The 23,746-nt window shown below is 45.3% G+C and carries 22 protein-coding genes and 1 pseudogene; 10 read left to right on the forward strand and 13 right to left on the reverse strand.

Going from position 1 to position 23,746, the window contains the following annotated elements; all coding sequences use genetic code 11:
* Positions 1-15: 15 nt before the first annotated feature.
* The 3 genes and pseudogenes from HZA10_02450 (at position 16) to HZA10_02460 (ending at position 2,018) form a co-directional block, all read left to right on the forward strand.
* Entirely contained in the window at positions 16-321 is a 306-nt protein-coding gene (locus tag HZA10_02450) for a winged helix-turn-helix transcriptional regulator (GenBank protein MBI5195163.1), read from the forward strand.
* Positions 318-851, forward strand: coding sequence for a hypothetical protein (locus HZA10_02455; protein MBI5195164.1), 534 nt, complete (start codon positions 318-320; stop codon positions 849-851). Before HZA10_02450 ends, HZA10_02455 begins: the two co-directional genes overlap by 4 nt.
* 27 nt (positions 852-878) lie before the next feature.
* Positions 879-2,018: pseudogene (locus HZA10_02460) on the forward strand (radical SAM protein).
* A 6-nt stretch (positions 2,019-2,024) separates the two neighbouring features.
* On the opposite strand, the gene HZA10_02465 reads toward HZA10_02460, so the two are convergent.
* From HZA10_02465 to HZA10_02520, 12 genes are all read right to left on the reverse strand, one after another.
* On the reverse strand, positions 2,025-3,524 hold the full coding sequence (locus tag HZA10_02465) for a radical SAM protein (protein ID MBI5195165.1): 1,500 nt from the start codon (positions 3,522-3,524) through the stop codon (positions 2,025-2,027).
* 152 nt (positions 3,525-3,676) lie between these two features.
* Positions 3,677-5,047 (reverse strand): FAD-dependent oxidoreductase, encoded by a 1,371-nt coding sequence (locus HZA10_02470; protein ID MBI5195166.1) that lies wholly within the window; start codon positions 5,045-5,047, stop codon positions 3,677-3,679.
* Between the two features lie 268 nt (positions 5,048-5,315).
* Positions 5,316-5,777, reverse strand: a complete 462-nt coding sequence (locus HZA10_02475; GenBank protein ID MBI5195167.1) for a universal stress protein — start codon at positions 5,775-5,777, stop codon at positions 5,316-5,318.
* A 39-nt stretch (positions 5,778-5,816) separates the two neighbouring features.
* Entirely contained in the window at positions 5,817-6,125 is a 309-nt protein-coding gene (locus tag HZA10_02480; protein ID MBI5195168.1) for a hypothetical protein, read from the reverse strand.
* A gap of 22 nt (positions 6,126-6,147) precedes the next feature.
* Positions 6,148-6,399: a sulfurtransferase TusA family protein gene (locus tag HZA10_02485; GenBank protein ID MBI5195169.1), complete on the reverse strand. Its 252-nt coding sequence runs from the start codon at positions 6,397-6,399 to the stop codon at positions 6,148-6,150.
* Positions 6,400-6,443: 44 nt separating this feature from the next.
* Entirely contained in the window at positions 6,444-7,865 is a 1,422-nt protein-coding gene (locus HZA10_02490) for a YeeE/YedE family protein (protein ID MBI5195170.1), read from the reverse strand.
* Between the two features lie 191 nt (positions 7,866-8,056).
* Positions 8,057-9,742: a glycosyltransferase family 39 protein gene (locus HZA10_02495; GenBank protein ID MBI5195171.1), complete on the reverse strand. Its 1,686-nt coding sequence runs from the start codon at positions 9,740-9,742 to the stop codon at positions 8,057-8,059.
* Positions 9,743-9,863: 121 nt separating this feature from the next.
* Complete coding sequence (locus HZA10_02500; protein MBI5195172.1) at positions 9,864-10,034, reverse strand: hypothetical protein; 171 nt, start codon at positions 10,032-10,034, stop codon at positions 9,864-9,866.
* 93 nt (positions 10,035-10,127) lie between these two features.
* Positions 10,128-10,430, reverse strand: a complete 303-nt coding sequence (locus HZA10_02505) for a hypothetical protein (protein ID MBI5195173.1) — start codon at positions 10,428-10,430, stop codon at positions 10,128-10,130.
* A gap of 18 nt (positions 10,431-10,448) precedes the next feature.
* A complete protein-coding gene (locus HZA10_02510; GenBank protein MBI5195174.1) occupies positions 10,449-11,390 on the reverse strand; it encodes a sulfurtransferase in 942 nt (313 codons plus the stop codon).
* 261 nt (positions 11,391-11,651) lie between these two features.
* Positions 11,652-11,885 (reverse strand): sulfurtransferase TusA family protein, encoded by a 234-nt coding sequence (locus tag HZA10_02515; protein MBI5195175.1) that lies wholly within the window; start codon positions 11,883-11,885, stop codon positions 11,652-11,654.
* A 139-nt stretch (positions 11,886-12,024) separates the two neighbouring features.
* Positions 12,025-12,213, reverse strand: a complete 189-nt coding sequence (locus tag HZA10_02520) for a hypothetical protein (protein MBI5195176.1) — start codon at positions 12,211-12,213, stop codon at positions 12,025-12,027.
* Positions 12,214-12,295: 82 nt separating this feature from the next.
* Between HZA10_02520 and dnaJ the strand changes: the two genes are divergently transcribed.
* The 3 genes from dnaJ (at position 12,296) to clpB (ending at position 16,572) form a co-directional block, all read left to right on the forward strand.
* Positions 12,296-13,342 carry a molecular chaperone DnaJ gene (dnaJ, locus tag HZA10_02525; protein MBI5195177.1) on the forward strand — a complete coding sequence of 349 codons (1,047 nt, stop codon included), beginning with the start codon at positions 12,296-12,298 and terminating at the stop codon, positions 13,340-13,342.
* A 121-nt stretch (positions 13,343-13,463) separates the two neighbouring features.
* A complete protein-coding gene (locus HZA10_02530; protein ID MBI5195178.1) occupies positions 13,464-13,805 on the forward strand; it encodes a MerR family transcriptional regulator in 342 nt (113 codons plus the stop codon).
* A 109-nt stretch (positions 13,806-13,914) separates the two neighbouring features.
* Positions 13,915-16,572: an ATP-dependent chaperone ClpB gene (gene clpB, locus HZA10_02535; protein ID MBI5195179.1), complete on the forward strand. Its 2,658-nt coding sequence runs from the start codon at positions 13,915-13,917 to the stop codon at positions 16,570-16,572.
* A 30-nt stretch (positions 16,573-16,602) separates the two neighbouring features.
* Here the strand turns inward: clpB and pyk are convergent, their stop codons facing one another.
* Complete coding sequence (gene pyk, locus HZA10_02540) at positions 16,603-18,012, reverse strand: pyruvate kinase (protein MBI5195180.1); 1,410 nt, start codon at positions 18,010-18,012, stop codon at positions 16,603-16,605.
* Positions 18,013-18,122: 110 nt separating this feature from the next.
* On the opposite strand from pyk, the gene HZA10_02545 reads away from it, so the two are divergent.
* From HZA10_02545 to HZA10_02560, 4 genes are all read left to right on the forward strand, one after another.
* Positions 18,123-18,740: a DUF47 domain-containing protein gene (locus HZA10_02545; protein MBI5195181.1), complete on the forward strand. Its 618-nt coding sequence runs from the start codon at positions 18,123-18,125 to the stop codon at positions 18,738-18,740.
* Complete coding sequence (locus HZA10_02550) at positions 18,733-19,725, forward strand: inorganic phosphate transporter (GenBank protein ID MBI5195182.1); 993 nt, start codon at positions 18,733-18,735, stop codon at positions 19,723-19,725. The genes HZA10_02545 and HZA10_02550 overlap by 8 nt, the downstream gene beginning before the upstream one ends.
* 374 nt (positions 19,726-20,099) lie before the next feature.
* Positions 20,100-21,920, forward strand: coding sequence for a GAF domain-containing protein (locus tag HZA10_02555; GenBank protein ID MBI5195183.1), 1,821 nt, complete (start codon positions 20,100-20,102; stop codon positions 21,918-21,920).
* Positions 21,917-23,614, forward strand: a complete 1,698-nt coding sequence (locus HZA10_02560) for a sigma 54-interacting transcriptional regulator (protein ID MBI5195184.1) — start codon at positions 21,917-21,919, stop codon at positions 23,612-23,614. The genes HZA10_02555 and HZA10_02560 overlap by 4 nt, the downstream gene beginning before the upstream one ends.
* The last annotated feature ends 132 nt before the right edge of the window (positions 23,615-23,746 follow it).

Below are 23,746 nucleotides of genomic sequence, written 5' to 3' on the forward strand. Positions count from 1 at the left end.
GGGCTTTTCGGCAACATGACAGTTGAAAAAATATTATTTTTCCTTAATGTCTACGGGGAAGGGTATCCGCTTGGCATGGCAAAGGTTTTTGAAGTGCCTGTCAACAGGATTCAGCAGCAGCTTAAAAGGCTTGAAAACAGCGGAATTGTAGTAAGTCGTCTTATGGGCAAAGTAAGGCTCTACACTTTCAATCCTCAGTATCCGTTTCTAAAGGAGTTGAAACCGTTTTTATCAAAGGCATACGAGTTTCTTCCCGATAAAGAAAAAGATAAGTATTACAAGCTGCGCACAAGGCCGAGAAAAGCAGACAAACCGCTGTGAAAATCGACTGGAAACACATTAAAATAAAAGAATTAGCTGCCATAGTATCAGAAAAGCTAAGAGAAAAAGATATAGATGCCATTCTGGTTGGCGGTGCATGTGTTTCTATCTACACAACGAATAAATATATATCATTTGACCTGGATTTTGTATCGCATACACTGTTGAAAAATATAACGCAGGCGCTGTCGGAGTTAGGTTTTAAGAGAGAAAGTTCCCGCTACTTTATCCGTGCGGACTGCCCTTTTTTTATTGAATTTGTTTCCCCGCCTGCGGCAATAGGGAATAAGCCGGTAAAGATAATTAAAAAAATGAAAACGAGGCTTGGCACTATTATCTTGCTTTCTCCAACAGATTGCGTCAAAGACAGGCTGGCGGCTTTTTATCACTGGAATGACCCTCAGGCAATAGAACAGGCTGTAATGGTTGCAAAAGCGCAGAAAATAAATTTGAAAGAAATAAAGTCATGGTCAGAACAGGAAGGGCATAAAGAAAAATATGCTGTTTTCCTGAAAAGGATTAAAGGCTGACAAGGAGTAAATGGTATAATTTTCAAGATGTATTCACTGTTCCGTCATATAGGCTCTGTATTTTGCAAGCGCAATCCGATTCATCTCACTGTTTTTCTGACCAGAAGGTGCAATCAGAGATGCCCGTTCTGCTTTTATCTTAAAGATGCGGAGAATCTAAAAATCCCCCCTTACCCCCCTTTGCCAAAGGGGGGAAGGGGGGATTTGGAAAGTGGTTCTGCTCAGGAAGTGGAACTATCTCTTGAAGAACTCCAAAAAATTTCTTCATCCATCGGCAATCTGCTCTGGCTGGCGTTCTCAGGTGGTGAGATATTTTTAAGGAGCGACCTTGTTGAAATAAGCAAGGTTTTTTATGAAAACAACAAGCCTGCAATAATGCTGTATCCCACTAACGGGATGCTTCCTGAGGTAATTAAGGACAAGACAGAGCAGATTTTAAAGCACTGTGAAAATTCTGTGATAGCAGTAAAGCTTTCTGTTGACGGGCTTCAGGCAAGGCATGATGAAATCAGAAACACACGCGGCAGTTTTGATAAAACCATGCAGACGTATCAAATGCTCGCCGGACTCCTTGAGAAATACCCGAATTTTGAGCTTGGCATAAACACTGTGTTCTGTTCTTTAAATCAGGACGAGATGAACGGAATAATTGATTTTGTCAGCGGGCTTAAAGATATAAAGACGCATACAATTTCCCTGATACGCGGTAATCTTAAGGATGAAGATTATAAAAAAACGGATTATGAAAAATATCATCACGCCATAGAAAGACTTGAAAAAAATTTAAAGAATAAGACCTCGTCTATTTACCGCTTCAGAGGCGCGCGCATTAAGGCAGCGCAGGATATTATTCAGCGCAGGCTCATTCATGAAACAATGATTCAGAAAAGGCAGTTAATCCCCTGCTATGCAGGCAGATTAAACCTTGTTCTGACAGAGACAGGGGATGTCTATCCCTGCGAATTTTTCAGCGACCGCATGAAATTTGGAAATGTAAAGGATGCGGATTATAATCTGAGGCAGGTCTTAGAAACTGAGAGGGTGCAGGGAATTATAAGATTGATTCAAAACAACGGCTGTTACTGCACGCATGAGTGTTATTTTATGACGAATATACTTTTTAATCCCCGCATGTATCCGGCACTGCTTAAGGAGTATTTAAGCATGCACTCCTTACATTTTAGTTTCTCTCCTGAAAACACCTTCTTTTACCCACAGCCAAAACAGGCTTTTAACTCCATTCAGTCCGGCCCTGAGGTCGCTGAGGCTTCTGATTCCGGCGAGTCTTTTCAATATAAACCCGGGCCTTGAGTAAAATTTCTTAAATGCCAGTTGTCTTAATTCCGCAATCTCCTGCCTTGTCATTGAATAAGGGATAAATGCCGCGCCCTGATATGTGAAATCCGCAAGATCGCCGGACATGGCGCCGTATTTTTCTATGTTATCGTAAATCTCTGTGCCCGGGAATGGCGTGAGCGCGTGAAAATTGGCAATGTCTGGATTAAGTTCACATGCAAATTCTATGGTCTTTAAACCGTCTTCAAATGTCTGCCCCGGAATGCCAAAAAGAAAGGGCGTATAAACTGTCAGTCCGGCTTTCTTTGCCGCCTTTACTGCCTTGCATGTCTGCTCAAGGGTTATGCCTTTTCTAATGGTGGTTAAATCTTTTTGCACGCCGCTTTCTGCGCCAAAGAGGATGGCCCAGCACCCTGCATCTTTAAATGCCTTAAGCAGGGGCAGGTCCACCTGATTGACGCATGCAGAGGCAAACCATGTGAAATCAAGCCTGCGTTTTTTAATCTCTTGAGTTAATTTCATTGCCCTGTCGTAATCAGCGGTAAGTGTATCGTCAATGAATTTTATCTCCCTGTAACCCTGTCTAAGGCAAAGCTCTATCTCCTGCATGACATTTTCTATACTGCGGAAGCGTATGCCGTGTTTTCTCTCTTTATCAATCTGAAAACAGTAAATGCACCTTCTGTTACAGCCCCTTGAGGTGATGATGACAGCCACGGGACGCCTCTTGTATGTAGCAGGCGGCGGGATGTAGCTGTCTGCATCTTTTAGAAGCTCGCGCGCAGGAAAGGGCAGGGCGTCAACATCTGTAATGAGGGGATGCGGTGGATTTTTTATGATTTTATTGCCGTCTCTGAATACAACGCCTTCAACCCCTTCAAGGCTTTTGCCTTGAGATAATTTCTCCAGCATTTCAACTACGGTAATCTCGCCTTCGCCGGTGACCACTGCGTCAATATCTGTTGAATCCTCAAGGCACTTTTCCTGCATTGCGATAGGGTAGGGCCCGCCGACGGCGATGAAAGGGCGGTTTGCTAACCCCTCCTTATTCACCCCCTTATTTAAGGGGATGATTGGCGGGGTTAGCTGCTTCAATATTTGTCTGACCTCTGACGCCGTGAAAACCGCCTTTTTCCATCCGAAGGCAGTGGAGTAAATGCCTATGAAGTCAGGCCTGTAATCTGATACATGCCGCAGGATTTCTTTGCGGCTCATAAAGCCGCCGTTTAAGAACTTTACGTCATGACCTGCTTTTAACATGGAGGCGGCAACGTAGAGCGTTCCCAGCGGCTGCCAGTAGTTTATCTGCGAGCCTGCCGTCTTTGAGGAGAAGATATCTTCAGGCGACCAGGCGGGGATGATAAGGGCGCATTTCATTTTCAATTCCCTCTCTCGCTGTCATGCCCCGATTTGTCGGGGCATCCTTCTTTCATCTCCCTCTGTCTCGCAGAAACACGAAAAAAAAGATTCCCGACAAGCGGGAATGACATGCTCACTCCCTCTTTTGCCGATTTGCAGATATGAATTTTTCATTTTGAATTTTTAATTATCTTCTCCGCAGTCTTAATGCCTGCCTCTATGACATGGTCCATGTTGTAATACTTGAACATCCCGCTCCTGCCTGCGATATGCAGGTTTTGAAATCTGCCGAGGTAGCTGCATATCGTGTCATAATGCCTCTCATAGCCGACTTCAAACAATGGATATGCCTTAGGTATCCTTAAGACCGTACTATCAACGGCCTCATTTATTTTGATAAATCCCAGCGCATGCAGATTTTTAATGGTCCGGTTTGTCAGCCCTGCATCATTTGTATTCCATACTTCATCGCCTTCGGCACAGAAGTATTCTGCAACAATATGCGTCTTCCCCTCCGGCGCCATTGCCGTGCTCCAGTTTTTTGGCTCATGAATCCTGCTGAAGGATATTTTCTGCTCGGGCAGGTATATCCATGTCTGGTCTGTAACGCGTTCGCGGTTTATCATGACAGTTACAATGACGAGGTCTCTGTATTTCAGCTTGGATGCCGCTGAAATTACATTATCCGGTGGCGCAGGATGAAGCATCTGAACCATGGCGGTCAGAGGTATGCTTGATATGAATTCACCGCCCTCAATATCATATGTCTGCCTGCAATTGCTGACAACGGCGCTTTTTATGTTCATACCGTCGTGGCTCAGCCTTCTGACCGAGCTGTTTACTGCAACATGATTATTGTTTTTGTCTATGGTCTCCCTGAGCTTCTCGGCAATTCTCCCTATGCCTAATGACGGATAGATGAAGCTGTCGGCAAGGGTGGGTATTTCTCTCCCGCTGAATTTAAAGAAAGCATTTTTAATTGCCACGCCGAGTGAAAGCCCCTTGATGCGCTGTGCCACCCATTCCGCGCTAATCCTGCTGCAGTCAAGGCCCCAGACCTTTTCGCTGTATTCTTTAAAGTAGATGTCAAACATCTTGCGCCCGAATTTTCCTACTACCCAGTCTTCCAAAGAAACGGCGTCAGAATTTTTTTTAAGACGCTTTATCCGCTCGGCCCCGTAGTCTGAGATTATTTTTAATGTCGCAGGTATGCCAAGTCCGAACATGGCATTCAAGGGTTTAAGGGGATAATCAAAGTACCTGTCGTGCATGAAAATCTTGCTTTTGCGCTGTACGGAAATTAACTCTCTGCCTAACAACTCCCTCACAAAATTCTCAGTTTTTTTGTTTTTCGTGTAAAACCTGTGACCGCCAAGGTCAAAACGGAATGCTCCGTGTGTGATGGTCCTTGAGAGACCTCCGACCGCAGGGCCGCTTTCAAACACTTTAACAGGCAGTCCGGCTTTAGTTAAGACAGACCCTGCGGACAGCCCTGTAAGTCCCCCGCCCAATATGATTATTTCATTTTTACGGTGAGTCAAAGCCGCTCCTTTGAAAAATAAAAATACCCTGCAATCTAATCACAGGGTATTTTTGTTGGACTATAACCATACAGAATCTTTACTAATGAAATCGTAAGTAAAGCGACATTTCCGGCTATTCTGTCATTCCGGCTTGTCCGTCCCGATGCATCGGGATTTGTTTTCAGAAGGATTCCCGATCCCGAAATTTCGGGAGGAATGACAAATTATGAGGCTTTACTTAGGACCCCCTTAGTAATACTGAAAACGCCTGATAAAAATTATGCGCTTACCTGACAATAAGCACAGGAACAGTAGCGCTGTTGGCAACTTCCCTGCTGACGCTTCCCATAAAAAGATGGGAGGCCCTTTTACCCCTTGACCCGATAATTATCATATCTGCGCCTTCTTCTTTGGCTGACTTAAGAATTTCATCCACAGGGTGGCCTTTTTTAACTACAGTCTTTATTTTGCCGATGCCCTTGTCTTCCATTGCTTTTTTATAATAATTAATAATTGTCTGCGCCTTTTTATCCAGCGCCTCCTGATATTCGGTACCGTGTAATACATCCCTTAGGGTTGCAATTTCCGAGTCGCCGAGCATTTCAGTAATTAGAGACCTGCCCTCAAACTTTTCAACATAAAGCAGTATGGTAGTTTCCGGGCGTATGGAAGCGCACAGTTTACTGGCTACTTCAAATGCAGTTTTACTGCCTTTGGTATCATCTACCGCAATTAATATTTTTTTCATTTTCTCAACTCCCAAGGTTAGTTAGGTTGTAAAAGTTTCTTATTTTCCGTATCCGCCGCTCGGCGCTCCATAGCCTGCTGCGGGCGCATGACCGTAGCCTCCTGCCGCCGGCGCTGCTCCATAACCCCCTGCAGGTGCATGACCATAGCCGCCTGCTGCGGGAGTTGCCCCGTAACCTCCTGCTGCGGGAGCGTGACCATAACCTCCTGCAGCCGATGCAGAACCGTAGCCTGCTGCGCCATGCTCCCCGGGTGTTTGAGCAGACATATCGTGCTGCTGGCTGTAGATTACCAGAAAACCGAGCATTATCACTACAATTATAATCATAATCGCCAGAGGCGTTTTCATAATTCCCCCTTTTGGATGTTCATTAAGCTTTTTTGATCTTTAAATAGATCTTGCCGCCTTCTGTTTTTCTCTCTAACAGCTCATGCCCGACCTGATCGCACATCTGAGCTATTGTTTCAACGGATGAAGGATTGTCAAGAACCATCTCAACGACATCACCTTCATTCATTTTTTCAAGGGACTTTTTACAGTATATCTGGGGATGCGGGCATACATAGCCGCATACATCCAGCAGATACGTTCCTTCTCCTGTTTTCTCAAACTTCATAGCCATGACTTACTTCCTCCTTTTTTATTTAGTGTTAAAGCTTTGACACTCTAAAACGACTCCATCTCTTTTGCCATTTTTCTTTCAGACCACCAGTTGAAGAATTTAACGCCGATAAAAGCCCCGCCGACCATGCCTGTGCCATACAGCCAGCCGCTCGGGTCGCCTCCTGCCACCCTGATAAAGAATGCGCCTATATTACAGCCGAGCGCCGGTCTTGAACCCCAGCCCATCAGCAGTCCGCCAAGCAGACCCCATACAATAAGCTCGCCTTTTGGCAGTTTAAACTTATATTCATTGTTCAGTCTTGCCATCACCATTGCGCCGAAGATAATGCCGAATGACATCCATAGAGCCGGATTGCGCCATGGCTCGGGAAGACCGTTATTAACTCCGAAGAATATATTGTCGTGCATATTCCATCCGAATTTCTCCAGAATCCATGCGCCAAACTGCCCTTCCTGGCTTGTGATATACCAGTATCCGGGGTCAAAAACCTTTCCGCTTATTGAAACATCAGCCGTATGCCCCATTTTTGTCAGAAGCCGTCCAAAATTATCAACTGCAAATCTGTTCTGCATCCCTTTCATGACAAATATATGGAGTCCTGCCACGATGCCGATTAAAACACCCATCAGGGTTGTTCTCTTGGAAGCGGTTATCATATTCCAGAGGCCTGCAATATCATCACCGAAGCCGGTGGCTGCGCCGCTTTTTTGTTTCGCGCGTTTTTTAAGAAAACCCTTTCTTATGTAAAAGGCATAGATAACAATAAGAAGGATTACCGCAGGAATAAGGGCTGTAAGAAGCGCATCGCCGATGAAATATTTAGATGCTCCGGGCAGAGCCTCTTTTATTGCCGGGATGTCCGACATCCGGACCGTCGGCTGGTCCCAGACATAGCCTGCAAGATATTTATCAAAAGATGACGTCATTTTATCTGCGGGAATTCCTTTTGCGGCGGCGGCAGTCACCCACTTCTGCGGAATCATGAAATCAAACCATTTTACATCCACAAAAACAGCCTGACCGATGCAGAGCCCGAAGAACGCCGCTAAAAATGATGTCATATTCCCTTCGCCGATCTTATAAAGAGAGCCTGATGCACAGCCTCCTGCGAGCACCATGCCCACGCCAAAAATCAATCCTGCTACTAATGTATGTATCCCGAAAGGAGCGGGATGGAAAGTGCTCATGTTGGTTGAGGCAAGGGTTGCCTGAATAAGGCTGAAGAACATAAGCGCTACGAGGATGCCCACCGCCATTCTCGGAACGCCTGCGGCAAAAAGGTCCCTTGATGCAGAGGCAAAACAGAATCTCCCGTACTGAAGCATCATCCCGTAGGCAAACCCGAACCAGATGTACGCCACAAGGTACATATAGAATACATTTGTTTGGTAATATAATGCGCTGATAAGGATCAAAACGCCCGTGATTATAAAAGCCCAGATGCGATTTCTTTTTTCTTCCATAATCTTTTCTCCTTCTTATTAAATTTTCTATATTTGAATAAGGAAATGCTTGCCTTCTTCAAATTTATTAATACCCGGCATTTTAAGATGAAGCGTATTCAGCTAAATCTATAGTTCGGGGCAGGATATTTATAGCAGAAAATACAACTAAAAATCAAGATTAATAAGGGTATAAGAATAAAAAATAATATCTAATCATAGTAAACCGTTACAAATGTTTTATGCTGGAAAACGCCCTCTGAATGCTTGAACACCATATAATTGCGGTATTTTCCGGCGCATTCCGGCTGATATCCGGCATCCTCTGATATTACAACCGTCGCTGTTTTTCCGTCTGAGGCATTATCTGTATAATACGCAGGATTTTTATATTCCCATGTGAATCTGAAAGGTGATTTTGAGATTGCGTCTTTTGGCGGTGTGACGCCGGGCGCATAATGATAGCTGACTTTTTTTGCGGTAAACAAATCAAGGACAGGGACGGATACTGCCTGATTTACAGACGACACTGCATCAGTCTTTAGAAAGACCTCAACCTTATTTATGTCAAGTGAGTTTATAAATTCACCGGCATTTTTAAGGTTTACTGCGCTTGTGTTTTGCAAAAACGGAAGATAAGCAAATGCCGAAACAGTAATGGAGGAGACTATGATGCACAAAACTATAAATTTTCTGAGCCGTTCATCCCGGACCTGCTGCAGTCCGTATGAAGCCGTTAGTGCAAGCATCGGAAATACAATCATTGCATAGCGGATTCTTCTTATCTGGAACAGGACCACAAGCGCCGGCAGGAAGATTGCGATTAGATATCTCAGATCCCTTTTTTTGAAGGCAATATAAGCTGAATATAAAGCCGCGGCAGTGATAAACGGGTGAATCTGGAAAAAGAATGTTGATATAAAACTCTCTCCCCATCGTTTCAGTCCGGGCTGCTGATAGCCGGCAAGGAGGCTTATCTGTCCTAAAAACACATCGGATTTATACAGCAAAAAAGTTCCTGTCAGCGAAGCGGAGATTAAAAAAATTATTAAACCCCTGTAGAGATAGTCAGGAGTATGAGGTTTGGAGTCAGGAGTATTCCGCTGAACGGCTGATGTAATCAAATAAACCAGAAATATCACAATCAGTACAGTGAGCATCAGCCATACGGAATACTTGGTAAGTAAAGAGGCGGCAATTGCAAGCGATGAAAATATTATCCGCCTTGCGCCGCCTTTGTCCAATGCGCTTACAAAAGTAAAGATTGACAGTGTGAAAAAAAACATTACGGGAATGTCAACAAGCATAAGCGGTATCTGGGGAAAAAGGTAGGGGATTCCGAGGATGAGAGCGCCTCCGTAAAAGCCGGTGCTTTTGTCCCAAAGAAGTTTTCCCGTTAGATAGGTAAACACTGCGGTAAGCGAGAAAAGGGCGGTTGTGAATATCTGTATAAAAATTCTTGATTCTCCGAAAACATTAAAAATCAGACCGTAAAGAAAAGGTATGAGCGGCAAATCAGTCCACGCAGAAATACTTTTGCCCCATTCTCTTAAAAAATATCCGATGCCGTAAATCTCAAGGTGTTTTGCCTGAGTGAAGTATCTGGAGGAATCAACAATAACCTCAGGCGCGCCCCAGAAGGGCACGGCAAGGATAAAAGAGAGTATGAAAAGACATAAGGCGGGATAGCGTTCGGGGAAAGGGATTTTTGAGAGAAGATATGAAATAAAAATACCTGCCATCAGTATCAGATAAATCCTTGATGCGTTGACGCCTTCAAACACCCACTGCCAGCTTGTCAGCCTGTTGTCATCTGCGGAGCGGAAGATGAAGAGGGCGGCAAACGTGAGGAGCGTCAGAGAGGAAATTAAAAGCGCATAATCAGATTTTTTGGGCACGCGAAATCCACCTGTCTCTGCGTTAAACTCTATTCAAAGAAAAAGGAGGCGTCATCTCTACGAGCCGTAGGCTGATGCCTCCTTAAACCTGTCAGGTTTTTTTAATACCGTCAATCCCCTGTTACCAGGACATTACTTTGTCATATGAGAATATGTCATCTACGAGGCCTTCATACGACAGCTCTTTTTTTGAGAGGTCAATTATCTTTATCGTATTGCCTTTTGACTGAGTCTCAATTATCTGTCCGGATAATTTTGCAGGTCCGTCATTCAATATATGGAGAATCTTCATGTCAACTGTCCCCCTTTGTAAGTTTTTATGCATGGCATGGTTATGTCAGTATCTGCTTGCAGAAAACTTAACCAGTGCCTTGACTGTTTGAAATTACAGGACTATCAGCCTGTCAACTTCGTGCGCCATAACTGCATTGTTATACTGGCTTCCGCAGACTACTTCTTCAGGGAGGCCTGTCTTTTTGATATTTTTTTCTACGGCTGTATGGTCGCAATAACTCATCTTTACGCCCGGGGTTTTGCATAACGCCGTAAAAGAAGGATTCTCCAGAAGCTTTGCCCCGTCGTCCATTGTAAATATATGCACCTCGTGTCCTTTTGAAACGGCTGCCTTTGTCAGCCCTGTGATGTGTCCCAAATGCTTGTCCGTATTAACAAAGATGCCCAGCTTCATATTGTTTTCTCCTTATTTTTATTTCTCTGCGGGATGTTTTGCCGGGTCTAATTTTGACCATTCACCCCATGAGCCTACATAATTTTTGACCTTCGGATAACCCAAAATATACTTAAGCGTGAAATATGTATGCGCTGCGCGCACGCCGCCCTGGCAGTAAACTATAACTTCCTTATCCTTTGTAATCCCCTTTGCCTCGTATGCGGCTTTTAATACGTCAGCAGACTTAAAAGTCCCGTCATTGTTAAGATTCGTTGTGTTAAAGGGAAGATTGACGACTCCCGGCATATGACCTGTTCTTTTATTGCCCATTGCGTTTGTTCCGGCATATTCGTCAACAGCGCGGACGTCCACTATGGCAACCTTGGGATTCTTGAGATTCTGGGCTACATAGCCTTCTTCTGCCCTTATTGACTCATCCGGAGCCGCCTTGTATTTTGCAGGAGCGACCTTTGCAGCATCTCCTGTAACCGGGCGTTTTTCACCTGTCCATTTTGCAAGTCCGCCGTTTAAGTAACTGACGTTTTTATGACCATTGTATTTCATAAGCCAGAAGGCAGCAGTAATGAATGGATTTGCACCGCCTGAACCGTACACTACTACCTGGCTGTCATTGCTGATGCCCATACTGCCCATGAGGGTTTCAAATTTTGCCTTATCAGGCGCAGCGCTGCCGTCTCCCATAATGCCCATTAAAGTGTTTATATCCAGATAAACTGAGCCGGCAATATGCCCTTTGTCATAACCTGCCTTGTCGGTAGGCGCAGGACTTGCTACATATATCAGGCTGATTGCGGGCTGTTTTAGGCTGTCCGCAAGCCCCTGAGTTTCTACAAGCGCAGAGGCGCCGAAGGCATTTTGATACGCCGGCAGCAAACACAGCAGGAAAAGCAGTGAGAAAAAGCCTGCTGCAATTTTATTGCGAAGCAGTGATTCCCTTTTCGTATTAAGTATGAACATTAGTACCTCCTTGAAGTTAAATTTCTCGACCGCTGTCGAAGTTTATTGTTTATAATATAACGCTAAATGTTTAACGAGTGATTTTTAAGGCTCAATTATTACATAAACAATTGCCGCATGTCAATGCCGGAACCAGCCAAGTAAAAACTGAGAAATGAGAACTAAGAACAGAGAAAAAAATGGGGAATAATATTTGAAATGGGAACTGAGAAATGAGAACTAAGACTTCTTACTTCTGATTTCTCAGGTATAAGTTCTTAGTTACTTCTGGATAAAGAAGTTCAGCACCCCGTTGCCCTCTGTCAGGTCCAAGAGTTTAAAACTTCCTCTCTCGCAAAGCATCGGGATGCTCAGCTTTGCAGTGTTGTCGCTGCATACGACCTGAAGAATCTGTCCCTTGTCCATTGATTTCAGCGTGCCTGCGGTCATGACAATAGGCTGTGGACAAAAGAGACCCTGCACATCAAGAAACTTATCTATCTTGGCATAGCCCATTAGGATGCTCCTCCTTATTTATTCATTTAGATAATGAGGTACAGCATCAGCAACAAGTCAATAAAATTATCACATGTATATCTAATACATGTCAAATAAAATATGATAATAACAATATATGAAACAAAACAATACAATTTTATTCAAGGGATATTGAGCTTGTAATTCTCTGTGGTCTTGCCACAGGGTCTCCACTAATCCCTCCCCCTTGATGGGGGAGGGCGAGGGTGGGGGTGTTTTCAGTTTTTTTCACCCTCCCCTTCATCCCCCTCCCGTCAAGGGAGGGGAGATTTAAATACCCTGCGGTCTCTGCCGTAGGGTTGTTCATTTTAGTATAAAACCACTTGACATGAACCGTATCAAGTGGTATGATAAAAATAACTAAGAACTAAGAAATAGAAAGTGAGATAATGAAGGATTATTACGACAGGCTTGGCGTTAAGAAAGATGCCTCACAGGGTGACATAAAAAAGGCATTCAGGAGGCTTGCGCGCAAATACCATCCTGATTTAAATCCCGGAGACAAAGCGTCGGAGCAGAAGTTCAAGGAGATAAATGAGGCTTATGAGGTGCTTGGCGACGCAAAGAAAAGGGCGGATTACGACAAATTTGGAAAGAGTCCGTTTGAAGCGGGACAGGGTCAGGGATTTGAAGGGTTCAGATCTCATGATTTTGGTTTTGATTTCGGCGGGGCCGGCACAGATATATTTTCTGATTTATTCGGCATGCGCGGGGAAAAGGAAAGGCCCCTTCGCGGTGATGACCTTGCCGCATCGCTTGAGATATCTCTTGAAGAGGCGTATAAAGGCGTTACAAAACCGATTACACTGACCAGGGAAATTCCCTGCAGTATCTGCAGCGGCACCGGCGCAGAGGATTCAAGGACATGCCCTGATTGCAAAGGCGCCGGGACATCTCAGCAGGGCAGGGGGTTTTTCAGATTGAGCCAGACCTGTCCCTCGTGCAGGGGCAGCGGGAGGATTGTGACAAAGGCGTGCAAGCCGTGCAGGGGCAGCGGTAATTCCGTAATTACTGAGACCGTAAAAGTGAAAATTCCGGCAGGCGCACACACAGGAAGCAGGCTGAAACTTCAGGGCCTGGGCGGCGCCGGCGTGAAAGGCGGGCCTGCGGGTAATTTGTACATTGAGATTACTGTCAGACAGCATCCTGTATTTAAATGCGACGGGGATAACATCTATGTTGATGCGCCTGTTACTTTCAGCGAGGCGGCGCTTGGAGGAAAGATTAATGTGCCGACGCTTGACGGAACTGCCGCCATGACCCTGCCTCCGGGCACGGACAGCGGGAAAAAATTTAAGCTCAGGGGCAAGGGTCTTCCTGATACGAAGACAGGAATTAAGGGCGATGAGTATGTGGTTATTAAAATAGTTGCGCCGAAGAAGGTCACGGCTAAGACTAAAGAGGCGCTTCAGGAGATAGAAAAGGCGTATCATTAAATCTTGTTCAATGCTAACATCTGGTTTAATATTGTTCAACATTGTTCAAGGTTGTTTAATGTTGTTCAAGATTGAACGGTTTAAACAGGTTGAACCATTTGAACTTTTTTGTGGGATGAACATGGAAGATAAAAAGCGCCCGTTATTCATGATAAGTGTTGTGTCTGAGATGTTTCAGATACATCCGCAGACGCTTAGGCTTTACGAAAGAGAGGGCTTGATACGTCCCGAAAGGGTCGGGCGGGCCAGGCTTTATTCTCAGGAGAATCTGGAGCGCATCGGAATGATACTGAGGCTTACAAAGGAGCTCGGCGTCAACCGGGCCGGGGTTGATATAATTATAAGGATGAGGCGCAGGCTTGACGTCCTTCACCGCGAAATGGAGGATATGATGACGCACCTTGAAAGGGATTTAAGGAAAGAATTTGAAGAACGGATAAGGAGATTTTTTGAAGAGGAATAGGTACAAATATAGTTCAAATAGTTCAACCTGTTTAAACCGTTCAATCTTGAACAACATTAAACAATCTTAAACAACGTTGAACCAGATTTTAATTTGGAGGAATTAGTGAATGAGACCGGATAAATTTACCATAAAAAGTCAGGAGGCAGTTGAAAAGGCGCAGCAGCTTGCGCAGAAAAAAGGCAACCAGCAGGTTGATGCAGAGCATCTTTTGCAGGTCCTGCTTGTCGGAGACTCTACTCTTCGAGATGAGGGCGTTGCGCTTGAGATTATCAAAAAACTCGGAGCAGATATAAAGGCGCTTCGGAGCGCTGTTGATGCGGAGATTGAAAAACAGCCAAAAGTGCTTGGCCCGACCCCGATGGGGCAGATTTATATTACGCAGACGCTTAAGGATGTCTTTGAAAAGGCATTTTCACATGCAGGACATCTCCGGGATGAATTTGTAAGTGTTGAGCATCTGCTTCTCGGGCTTATCGGGGTGGAAAGCAAGGCGGCAAAGGTCCTTAAAAAATCCGGCATTACAGAAGACAAGGCGCTTTCTGCAATGCGTGAGATAAGGGGGACGCAGCGCGTTACAGACCAGAATCCTGAGGAAAAATATCAGGCTCTGAAGCGTTATGCGCGGGACCTGACAGAGCTTGCTAAAAGGGGCAGACTGGACCCTGTCATAGGAAGGGATGAAGAGATCAGAAGGGTAATACAGGTGCTTTCACGGAGGACAAAAAACAACCCCGTTGTAATCGGCGAGCCCGGCGTTGGAAAGACCGCCATTGCCGAAGGGCTTGCGCAGAGGATAATGTCAGGAGATGTGCCTCAGAGCCTTAAGGACAAAAAGGTTGTGGCCCTTGATATGGGCGCGCTTGTCGCAGGGGCAAAGTTCAGGGGGGAATTTGAAGAAAGGCTTAAGGCCGTGCTTAAGGAAATAGAAGAGGCTGAGGGTAAAGTCATATTATTCATTGACGAACTTCATACTGTTGTCGGCGCCGGCGCCGCAGAAGGCGCAATAGATGCATCCAATATGCTCAAACCCGCGCTTGCGAGGGGCGAGCTCAGGTGCGTCGGCGCAACTACCCTTTCTGAGTATAGGAAATACATTGAAAAAGACCCTGCGCTTGAAAGAAGGTTTCAGCCGATTTTTATAAAAGAGCCTAATGTTGAAGACACAATTTCCATTCTGAGGGGGCTTAAGGAACGGTACGAGGTCCATCACGGCGTGAGGATAAAGGATTCGGCGCTGGTTGCGTCGGCGGTTTTAAGCAGCAGGTACATATCTGACAGGTTTCTGCCTGACAAGGCAATTGACCTTATTGATGAGTCTGCCTCGCGGCTTAAGATGGAGATAGACAGCATGCCGTCCGAGCTGGATGAGATTGAACGGAAACTAAGGCAGTATGAAATAGAAAAGCAGGCGGTGATAAAGGAGAAAGACGAAGCGTCAAAGGAGAGGCTGGAACAGATTAAAAAAGAAATCGCAGGGCTTACTGGAAAAAGAGATGTCTTAAAAGCCCAATGGCTCAATGAGAAAGGGGCGATAGGCAAAATAAGTTCAATTAAGGAGGATATTGAGCGCACAAAGATTGAGGCTGAGAAGGCTGAGAGGGAGGGCGACCTCAACAAAGCCGCGGAATTAAAATACGGCAGGCTCCTTATGCTTCAAAAAAACCTTGAGGAAGAAAACAAAAGACTTGCGGCAGAGCAGGGCAAAGGGAAACTGCTTAAGGAGGAAGTTGACGAAGAGGATGTCGCGGAGATTGTCTCAAAATGGACCGGCATACCCGTGAGCAGAATGCTTGAGGGAGAGGTTCAGAAACTGCTCAGCATGGAGGACAGGCTGAAATTACGCGTCGTGGGGCAGGATGAGGCAATCAGCGCCGTTTCAAGCGCGGTAAGAAGGGCCAGGGCAGGCATACAGGACCCGAACCATCCCATCGGCTCCTTTATCTTTTTGGGACCGACAGGCGTAGGAAAGACAGAGCTTGCGAGGGCGCTTGCGGAATTTCTCTTTGACGATGAAGCGGCAATGGTGAGGATTGACATGTCTGAATATCAGGAACGGCACACAGTGTCGCGGCTGATAGGCGCGCCTCCGGGTTATGTCGGTTATGAAGAAGGCGGACAGCTCACAGAGGCGGTCAGAAGAAGGCCTTATGCCGTAATCCTTTTTGATGAGGTTGAAAAGGCCCATCAGGAGGTTTTTAATGTACTGCTTCAGCTTCTTGACGACGGAAGGCTTACGGACGGGCACGGAAGGACGGTTGATTTCAGGAATACGGTTGTAATTATGACTTCAAACATCGGAAGCCAGCGCATTCAGGAGATGCTTACCGAGTGGAGCAATGAGGAACAGATACGCAAGGGCGTGATGGAGGACCTGAAGACATTTTTCAGGCCTGAATTTCTGAACAGGGTGGATGAGATAATAATATTCCATGCGCTTAACAGGGAACTGCTTCTTAAAATTGTTGACATCCAGCTGGACCGCATGAAGCATTACTTAAAAGACCGGCATATAGATATTGTGCTTACAGAGCCGGCAAAGGGATATCTTGCAGAGACGGGCTATGACCCGCTTTACGGCGCAAGACCGCTTAAGAGGGTAATCCAGAAAGAAATCTTAAACCCGCTTGCCACAAAAATCCTTGATGGTACATTTAAAGACGGCGATACGGTAGAGGCTGATATGGAAGACGGCAGAATGATGTTTAAAAAACCGGAGACAAAACTCAAAAAGCAGCCGGGGGCTAAGAATACTGCAAAGAAGTAAGATGACTTATTGATTTAGGAACATCTCAGATTACTTTCCCACCCTGTGCAGTTTCATGATATTTGTCTTTGCGCCCTGAGTAAAGGGAGATGTGGCTATTATTGCAATCGCATCCCCTTTTTTCACAAGGCCTTTCTGAATGAGGGCTTTTTCCGATTCAGAGATCATTTCATCTGTATTGTCAGGGAATTTCATGATATGAGGCGTAATCCCCCAGTACAGATTCATTCTCCTTCGGACTTCATCCCTGACGGTAAAACCTATAATCGGCACCCGCGGCCTGAACTTTGATGCGATAAGCGCTGTAAACCCTGTCCGGCTGAAGGCCACTATTGCCTTTGCCTTTATATCCATTGCTGATGCGCATGCTGCCTCGGCAATGGCATGGGCCAAGGTTTTTCCGCCGATGGGATTATGAAGGGGGGCCTTGTGTGTATGTGTTTCCGTGAAACTTATAATCTTGTCCATCATTTTTATAACTTCAACAGGGTAGCTGCCGATTGCTGTTTCTGCTGAAAGCATTAATGCGTCTGCCCCGTCCAGCACGCCGTTTGCGACATCCGTTGCCTCGGCCCTTGTGGGCTGAAGGTGTTCTGTCATGGATTCGAGCATCTGTGTGGCAATAATTACAGGTTTCAGTGCGGAATTGCACAGCTCTATCAGACGCTTTTGAATTAACGGCACTTCTTCAGCCGGGACTTCCACCCCGAGGTCTCCCCTTGCAATCATAAGTCCGTCTGAGACATCTATAATCTCCGCAATATTTTCAAGAGCCTGCCTTGTTTCAATCTTTGCAATTACAGGGATGTCTGATTTATGTTTTTTTAGATAGTTTTTGGCTTTCAGGACATCATTTCTTGAACACACAAAAGAAAGCGCTGCATAATCAACACCAAGTTTTATCCCAAAGGCAAGGTCCTCCATGTCTTTTTTTGTGAATGAAGATGCAGAGATCCTGATATCGGGGAGATTGACGCCCTTTTTCTCTTTTAATACCCCCCCCTCAATAATCTCTGTCGTCAACCGGTCTTTATTTTTCCCGGTAACTTTTAACTGAATCAGCCCGTCATCTATTAAAATTTTACTGCCGATATTTAAGTCCTGGATAAGATGGGGATACTGTATCTGGATAAGTCTGTCATCACCGGGTATGTTTTTTGATGTGAGGGATAAGGCTGAACCCTTTTCAATCCTGACATAGCCGTTCTTAATAAGGCCTACTCTTATTTTCAGTCCTTTCAAGTCTTGGAGTATGGCAATAGGCTTTTCATAATTATGGGCGCCGGACCTTATCAGGGCCGCGGCTTTTTTATGCGTTTCATAAGTCCCGTGCGAAAAATTAAGCCTTGCAACATCCATCCCGGCGTTTATCATCTGATAAATAACTTTTTCCTGACCGCAGGCCGGCCCTATTGTGCAGACTATCTTTGCTTTCCGCATGGTGTTTTTTCCTTTATTAGGTGTCAATGTCACATCTTATCACAAACTGCAAAGAAATTTTTGTTTGACATCAAACCCCTGTTACTGTACTATACCAGTTGGTAAAAATCATGAAACTTTTTCCGAAAGAAATAGACTTTTTTGAGATATTTGACCGGGCGTCCTTAAACCTCACAAAGGCGGCAAACCTTCTTGTCGCCCTTATGGAGAAGTTTGACAATATTGATGTGCGGGTCAAGGAAATATATGAAACTGAGCAGGAAGGCGACATACTGACACATGATATAATGAAAAAACTTAACAAAACCTTCCTCACCCCGATAGACAGGGAAGACCTGTATGCCCTTGCGTCAAGGCTTGATGATGTCCTGGATTTAATCTGGGGCGCTGCCGACAGGCTTTCGGTGTTTAAACTGAAGGAGTCAACGAAAGAAGCTATTTCAATGTCAAAAGACCTCCTGACGACTGTGGAGGTTATGCATAAGGCAATGAAAATGCTCAAGGAAAAAAATTACTCCCATGTGCAGGAATACTGCATTGAGATAAACAGGCTGGAAAACAGGGTAGACCGGGATTTCAGGGATGCGCTCGGAAAGCTGTTTGATGAGATTAAAGACCCCATCCTTATCATTAAATGGAAAGAGATATATGAGCACCTTGAAAACGCCTCGGACAAATGCGAGGATGTTGCCAATGTTATGGAAGCCATAGTCCTTAAATATGCATGATACTTTTTTTCTCCTCATCTGCGTAATAGTTCTTGCCACAATTTTTGATTTCATAAACGGTTTTCACGATACAGCAAATGCAATAGCCACGTCTGTGTCAACAAGGGTTTTGTCGCCAAAGACTGCGGTGACAATGGCGGCGGTCTTAAATATGGTTGGCGCTTTATCAGGAACTGCGGTGGCTAAGACAGTGGGCGCCGGTATTGTTGATGCTGCATTCGTTACCCAGATAACCGTTATTTCAGCGCTTTTGTCTGCCATAATTTGGGATTTGATTACATGGTATTTCGGCCTTCCCACGTCCTCAAGTCACGCAGTAATTTCAAGCATAGTCGGCGCTGCGGTTGCAACAAGCGGGACACAGGTTATTATCCATAAAGGAGTTAACAAGGTACTGCTGGGATTGATGCTTTCTCCGCTGGTTGGATTAATGCTCGGCTTTCTGCTTATGTTGCTGCTGATGTGGGTGTTCGGCAGGTTTCCGGTTATGCGTGTGAATAAGCTTTTTAACAAGCTTCAGATAGGGTCTGCAGCTTTCATGGCTTTCAGCCATGGCAATAATGACGCCCAAAAGACGATGGGTATTATAACAATGGCGCTGGTAAGCTATTATAATCTTCCAGATTTCCATGTCCCTCAATGGGTAATTGTCCTGTGCGCATCTGCTATGGCTCTCGGCACGGCTCTTGGGGGTTGGAGGATTATCAAGACGCTTGGCGTACGCCTGGTCCACCTCAGGCCGATTCACGGATTTGCCGCAGAGGCATCTGCTGCGACTGTTATTGAAATTGCATCAAAAATAGGGCTCCCGCTTTCAACTACCCACGTTATTTCATCAACCATCATGGGCGTCGGCGCATCAAAGAGATTATCGGCAGTAAGATGGGGAATTGGCGGCAATATAATAATTGCCTGGATACTGACGATTCCGGCATGTGCCGTGCTTGCATGGGTAATCTGCAAGTTAATAACACTGCTGGTATAAATTAACAGGCTGTTGAAGAAGTCTATTTCAACGTAGAAGTTTGTCATACCCGCTTTCGCGGGTATCCAGACGCCGTCCCCGCGATTTAATCGGGGGAACTATATAAAGGAATTAGGCTCCTATTTTCATGGGAAACCCTGGATTCCCGTTTTCACGGGAATGACAGGAAAGGGCACAAAAAAATTTTTCAACAGGCTGTTAACATCTGACACTTTGATACCCTGACACTATTACACCGTGACACTTTGATACTCTGATACTATAAGCAGATTTTATGCATGCATAAAAAACTATTGTATAAATAAATGTCTTCAGGTAAAATATAATGTAAAACAAGGCAACATGTAACACAATAGAAATTTCAGGATTATCTAATGGATTACAATCAGAAAAAAGAAGACATGTTACACAATGCTTGTGAACAAAATTGTGATATTGAGGAACGCAGTGTCGTAGAGCAGGAACTGCGCCAGCATTATGAACTCCAGGCAGCCCTTAATAAAATTCTCAATATCTCCCTGGAAGACATCTCGCTTAAAGACACGCTTGAACGCGTTATTGAGCAGGTGGTTTCCATTCCATGGCTATCCCTTGAATCAAGAGGGGCGATTCTTCTTGTTGAAGACGACCCGGAAGTGCTGGCGCTGAAGGCCCAGCGGGGACTGCCGGCTGCATTGCAGGTTAAGTGCGCCAAGGTCCCCTTTGGCGTATGCATGTGCGGTCGTGCGGCGCAGTCAGGCAGGATAGAATTTGCAAGCTGTGTTGATAACCGTCATGACCACAAATATAACGGCATAATACCGCATGGACACTACTGCGCCCCGATTATTTCCTCAGGCAAGGTAATCGGGGTAGTCAATACATATATAAAAGAGGGGCATAAACGCAGCCCGAGAGAGGAGGAGTTTCTCACTGCGGTTGCGAATGTGCTTGTCGGGATTATTCATCTCAAGCGTGCAGAAGAGGGGCTTCAGAGGGCCAAGGATGAACTTGAGGTCAGGGTAGAGGAGCGCACCAAAGAATTAAGACAAAGTAATGAGCAGCTTCTGGATGAAATCAGCGAACGGAAGCGCGCTGAGAAAGCGCTCAGAAACAGCGAAGGCGAATACCGGAGGCTTTCACAGGAATTTCATATTCTTCTGGACGCCATTACGGATAACATTATCCAGCTGTCCCCTGATATGAAAATAATGTGGGCCAATAAGGCTACCGCATCTGTTTTTAACATGGATGCGTCAAAATTACCCGGACAGAATTGCCATAAAATGTGCTGCAATATTTTTGTCCCCTGTGAAAACTGCCCGACGGCAAGGAGTTTTTTATCAGGGAATGAAGAATCAGCCCAGGTGCTCACGCCTGCCGGAAGATTGTATGACATAAGGGCTTTTCCCGTTGAAGATGAGTTCGGAAAGGTGAAAAATGTCATTGAGGTGGCGGCTGACATTACTGAAAAGGTTAATCTGCAGAATGAAGCAACGCGCGCCCGGCACCTCGCATCTCTCGGGGAGCTGGCGGCAGGCGTGGCCCATGAAATCAACAACCCGGTAAACAGTATTATCAATTATGCACAGATAATGGTTGATGAGCAAAGCAAGGAAGGCCGGGATAATGATATTGCCGGCAGGATACTTAAGGAAGGCGACCGCATTGCCGGCATAGTGAGAAGCCTGCTTTCATTTGCGCGGGCTAAGAAAGAGGAGAAGATACTCGTTAACTTCTATGAGATAATGTCCGATTTACTGTCCCTCACGGAAATGCAGATGAAGAAAGACGGCATTAGTCTGAAGTTGAATATACCACAGGGCTTACCGAAAATAATTGCAAACCCACAGCAAATACTGCAGGTTTTTTTAAATATTATAAGCAATTCGCGCTATGCCCTTAACCTTAAATACAAAGGGACACACGAAAATAAAATACTTCAAATAAACTGTGAACAGATTACAAATAATAAACAGCAGTACATAAGGGTTGTCATATATGATTACGGCACAGGGATTCCCCGTGCGATATACGACAAGGTAATGGACCCGTTTTTCTCCACCAAGTCTCAGGGTTTCGGGACAGGACTGGGCCTGAGCATAAGCCACGGCATTATCAGCGACCATCACGGAAAATTTTCAATAGAGAGCAAAGAGGGTGAATTTACAAAAGTAATAATTGACCTGCCCGGGGAAAAAGAAGGTGAGGAATGAAAACAAAAATTCTGGTCATTGACGATGAAGAAGGCATAAGGTTTACTTTCATGAGGTTCCTTGTTGACGAAGGTTATGAAGTTGCCACTGCCATTAACTTTGACGAGGCCTTAGCAAAAATCTTGGAAACGGATTTTGACGTGATATTTGCCGATATAATTCTTGAGGGCAAGACCGGCATTGATCTGCTGAGGGATATAAGAAGCAGGAACCTGAGCTGTCCGGTAGTCATGATTACCGGTTATCCCAATGTTGAGAGCGCATCGGATGCCATGCGCTTAGGCGCCTTTGACTATATTACCAAGCCGGTCCAAAAAGAAGCACTCCTGCATGTTGCCGGTATGGCGCTTCAGCACAAGACGGTGACTGATGAAAAAGAGAAATACCGGTCCAACCTTGAGGCTATCTTCAGGAGCGTCCATGACGCCATTATTACGGTAGATAAGGAACTGATAGTGCTTGAAATAAATGAGATGACAAAAAAGATCTGCAAGCTGTCCCGCAGCGATATAGGGAAGGCCTTCAGCGTTATTTCAAAGGAATGCACCGGAAGGTGCCATGAGATCCTTGTGGATGCAATCAGGAAAAAGCAGCAGGTTGAAGAAAGGCGCCTTGAATGTCAGTGCCCTAATTGTCCGAAGCAGGTTGTGGCCATAACCGTATCACCCCTTATTGATAACAAGGGCGTATTTTCAGGCGCTGTTATGGTAGTGAGGGATGAAACACGCCTGGCTCATTTAGAGGAGAATCTGAGGGAGCGCGGGCAGTTCCATAATATTATCGGTAAGAGCGAGCAGATACAGAACGTGTTTACGCTTATAGAGAATCTTGCTGATGTGCAGACGACTATCTTGATTACAGGGGAAAGCGGAACGGGCAAGGAGCTTGTGGCCGAGGCGCTTCATTACAATGGAGTACGCAGCGATAAACCACTTGTAAAGGTTAATTGTTCTGCATTGTCAGAAGGTCTTCTTGAAAGTGAGCTTTTCGGGCATGTTAAAGGCGCATTTACCGGCGCGGTAAAGGACAAGGTCGGCAGGTTTCAGCGGGCTGACGGAGGGACTATTTTTTTAGATGAAATAAGCGATATATCTCAGGGGGTGCAGTTAAGACTGCTCAGGGTGCTTCAGGAAATGGAATTTGAAGCGGTGGGCGACTCAACCCCGATTAATGTTGATGTGCGCGTTGTAGCTGCAACTAATCAGGACCTCAGGGAAAAGGTCCGGCTCGGCAAGTTCAGGGAAGACCTTTATTACCGGCTTAAGGTGGTGGAACTTGCACTTCCGTCTCTCAGAGAACGGCTTGAAGATATACCGCTTCTTGTTGATTATTTCCTTAAAAAATTCAATATTAAGCTTAAAAAGAATATAGAGGGTATTTCGGCAGACGTCCAGAGGATATTTATGGACTATCCATGGCCCGGCAATGTGCGGGAGCTGGAGCATGCGCTGGAACACGCCTGTATCATATGTCATCAGGGCACAATTACGGTTGACGACCTTCCGCCTGAGTTGAAGAATGTTAAAGAAGCCAAGGGACTCCTCAGGGATAAAGAAGGCACGGAGCTGCAGGCAATTCTTCAGGCTCTGGAAAAGACAGCCGGCAATAAAGCCATGGCGGCACGCCTTATGGGAATAAGCAGGCAGACTATTTACCGTAAGATTAAAGAATATAAAATTGACGAAGGCACTTAACGTAACATATTACACTCATGTAACATGACACACCCGTAATATTTTACACTTTTAGACTTTTTGCTCACAAAATCCCCTCTGTTACCCTGCCTAAAACTTATTTTTTAAACATAAAATACCTATTGCTGAAAC

The sequence above is a fragment of the Nitrospirota bacterium genome, assembly GCA_016212185.1.
GTDB lineage: Bacteria > Nitrospirota > Thermodesulfovibrionia > UBA6902 > DSMQ01 > JACRGX01.

Coding starts and splice junctions, on each gene's coding strand:
- HZA10_02515 (MBI5195175.1), bottom strand. CDS start 11,885: ATGGGCTATGCCAAGATAGATAAGTTTCTTGATGTGCAGGGTCTCTTT.
- HZA10_02545 (MBI5195181.1), top strand. CDS start 18,123: ATGAAACTTTTTCCGAAAGAAATAGACTTTTTTGAGATATTTGACCGG.
- HZA10_02520 (MBI5195176.1), bottom strand. CDS start 12,213: ATGAACAACCCTACGGCAGAGACCGCAGGGTATTTAAATCTCCCCTCC.
- HZA10_02450 (MBI5195163.1), top strand. CDS start 16: ATGACAGTTGAAAAAATATTATTTTTCCTTAATGTCTACGGGGAAGGG.
- dnaJ (MBI5195177.1), top strand. CDS start 12,296: ATGAAGGATTATTACGACAGGCTTGGCGTTAAGAAAGATGCCTCACAG.
- HZA10_02480 (MBI5195168.1), bottom strand. CDS start 6,125: ATGAAAACGCCTCTGGCGATTATGATTATAATTGTAGTGATAATGCTC.
- HZA10_02530 (MBI5195178.1), top strand. CDS start 13,464: ATGGAAGATAAAAAGCGCCCGTTATTCATGATAAGTGTTGTGTCTGAG.
- HZA10_02560 (MBI5195184.1), top strand. CDS start 21,917: ATGAAAACAAAAATTCTGGTCATTGACGATGAAGAAGGCATAAGGTTT.
- HZA10_02510 (MBI5195174.1), bottom strand. CDS start 11,390: ATGTTCATACTTAATACGAAAAGGGAATCACTGCTTCGCAATAAAATT.
- clpB (MBI5195179.1), top strand. CDS start 13,915: ATGAGACCGGATAAATTTACCATAAAAAGTCAGGAGGCAGTTGAAAAG.
- HZA10_02550 (MBI5195182.1), top strand. CDS start 18,733: ATGCATGATACTTTTTTTCTCCTCATCTGCGTAATAGTTCTTGCCACA.
- HZA10_02475 (MBI5195167.1), bottom strand. CDS start 5,777: ATGAAAAAAATATTAATTGCGGTAGATGATACCAAAGGCAGTAAAACT.
- pyk (MBI5195180.1), bottom strand. CDS start 18,012: ATGCGGAAAGCAAAGATAGTCTGCACAATAGGGCCGGCCTGCGGTCAG.
- HZA10_02490 (MBI5195170.1), bottom strand. CDS start 7,865: ATGGAAGAAAAAAGAAATCGCATCTGGGCTTTTATAATCACGGGCGTT.
- HZA10_02465 (MBI5195165.1), bottom strand. CDS start 3,524: ATGAAATGCGCCCTTATCATCCCCGCCTGGTCGCCTGAAGATATCTTC.
- HZA10_02485 (MBI5195169.1), bottom strand. CDS start 6,399: ATGGCTATGAAGTTTGAGAAAACAGGAGAAGGAACGTATCTGCTGGAT.
- HZA10_02505 (MBI5195173.1), bottom strand. CDS start 10,430: ATGAAGCTGGGCATCTTTGTTAATACGGACAAGCATTTGGGACACATC.
- HZA10_02555 (MBI5195183.1), top strand. CDS start 20,100: ATGGATTACAATCAGAAAAAAGAAGACATGTTACACAATGCTTGTGAA.
- HZA10_02500 (MBI5195172.1), bottom strand. CDS start 10,034: ATGAAGATTCTCCATATATTGAATGACGGACCTGCAAAATTATCCGGA.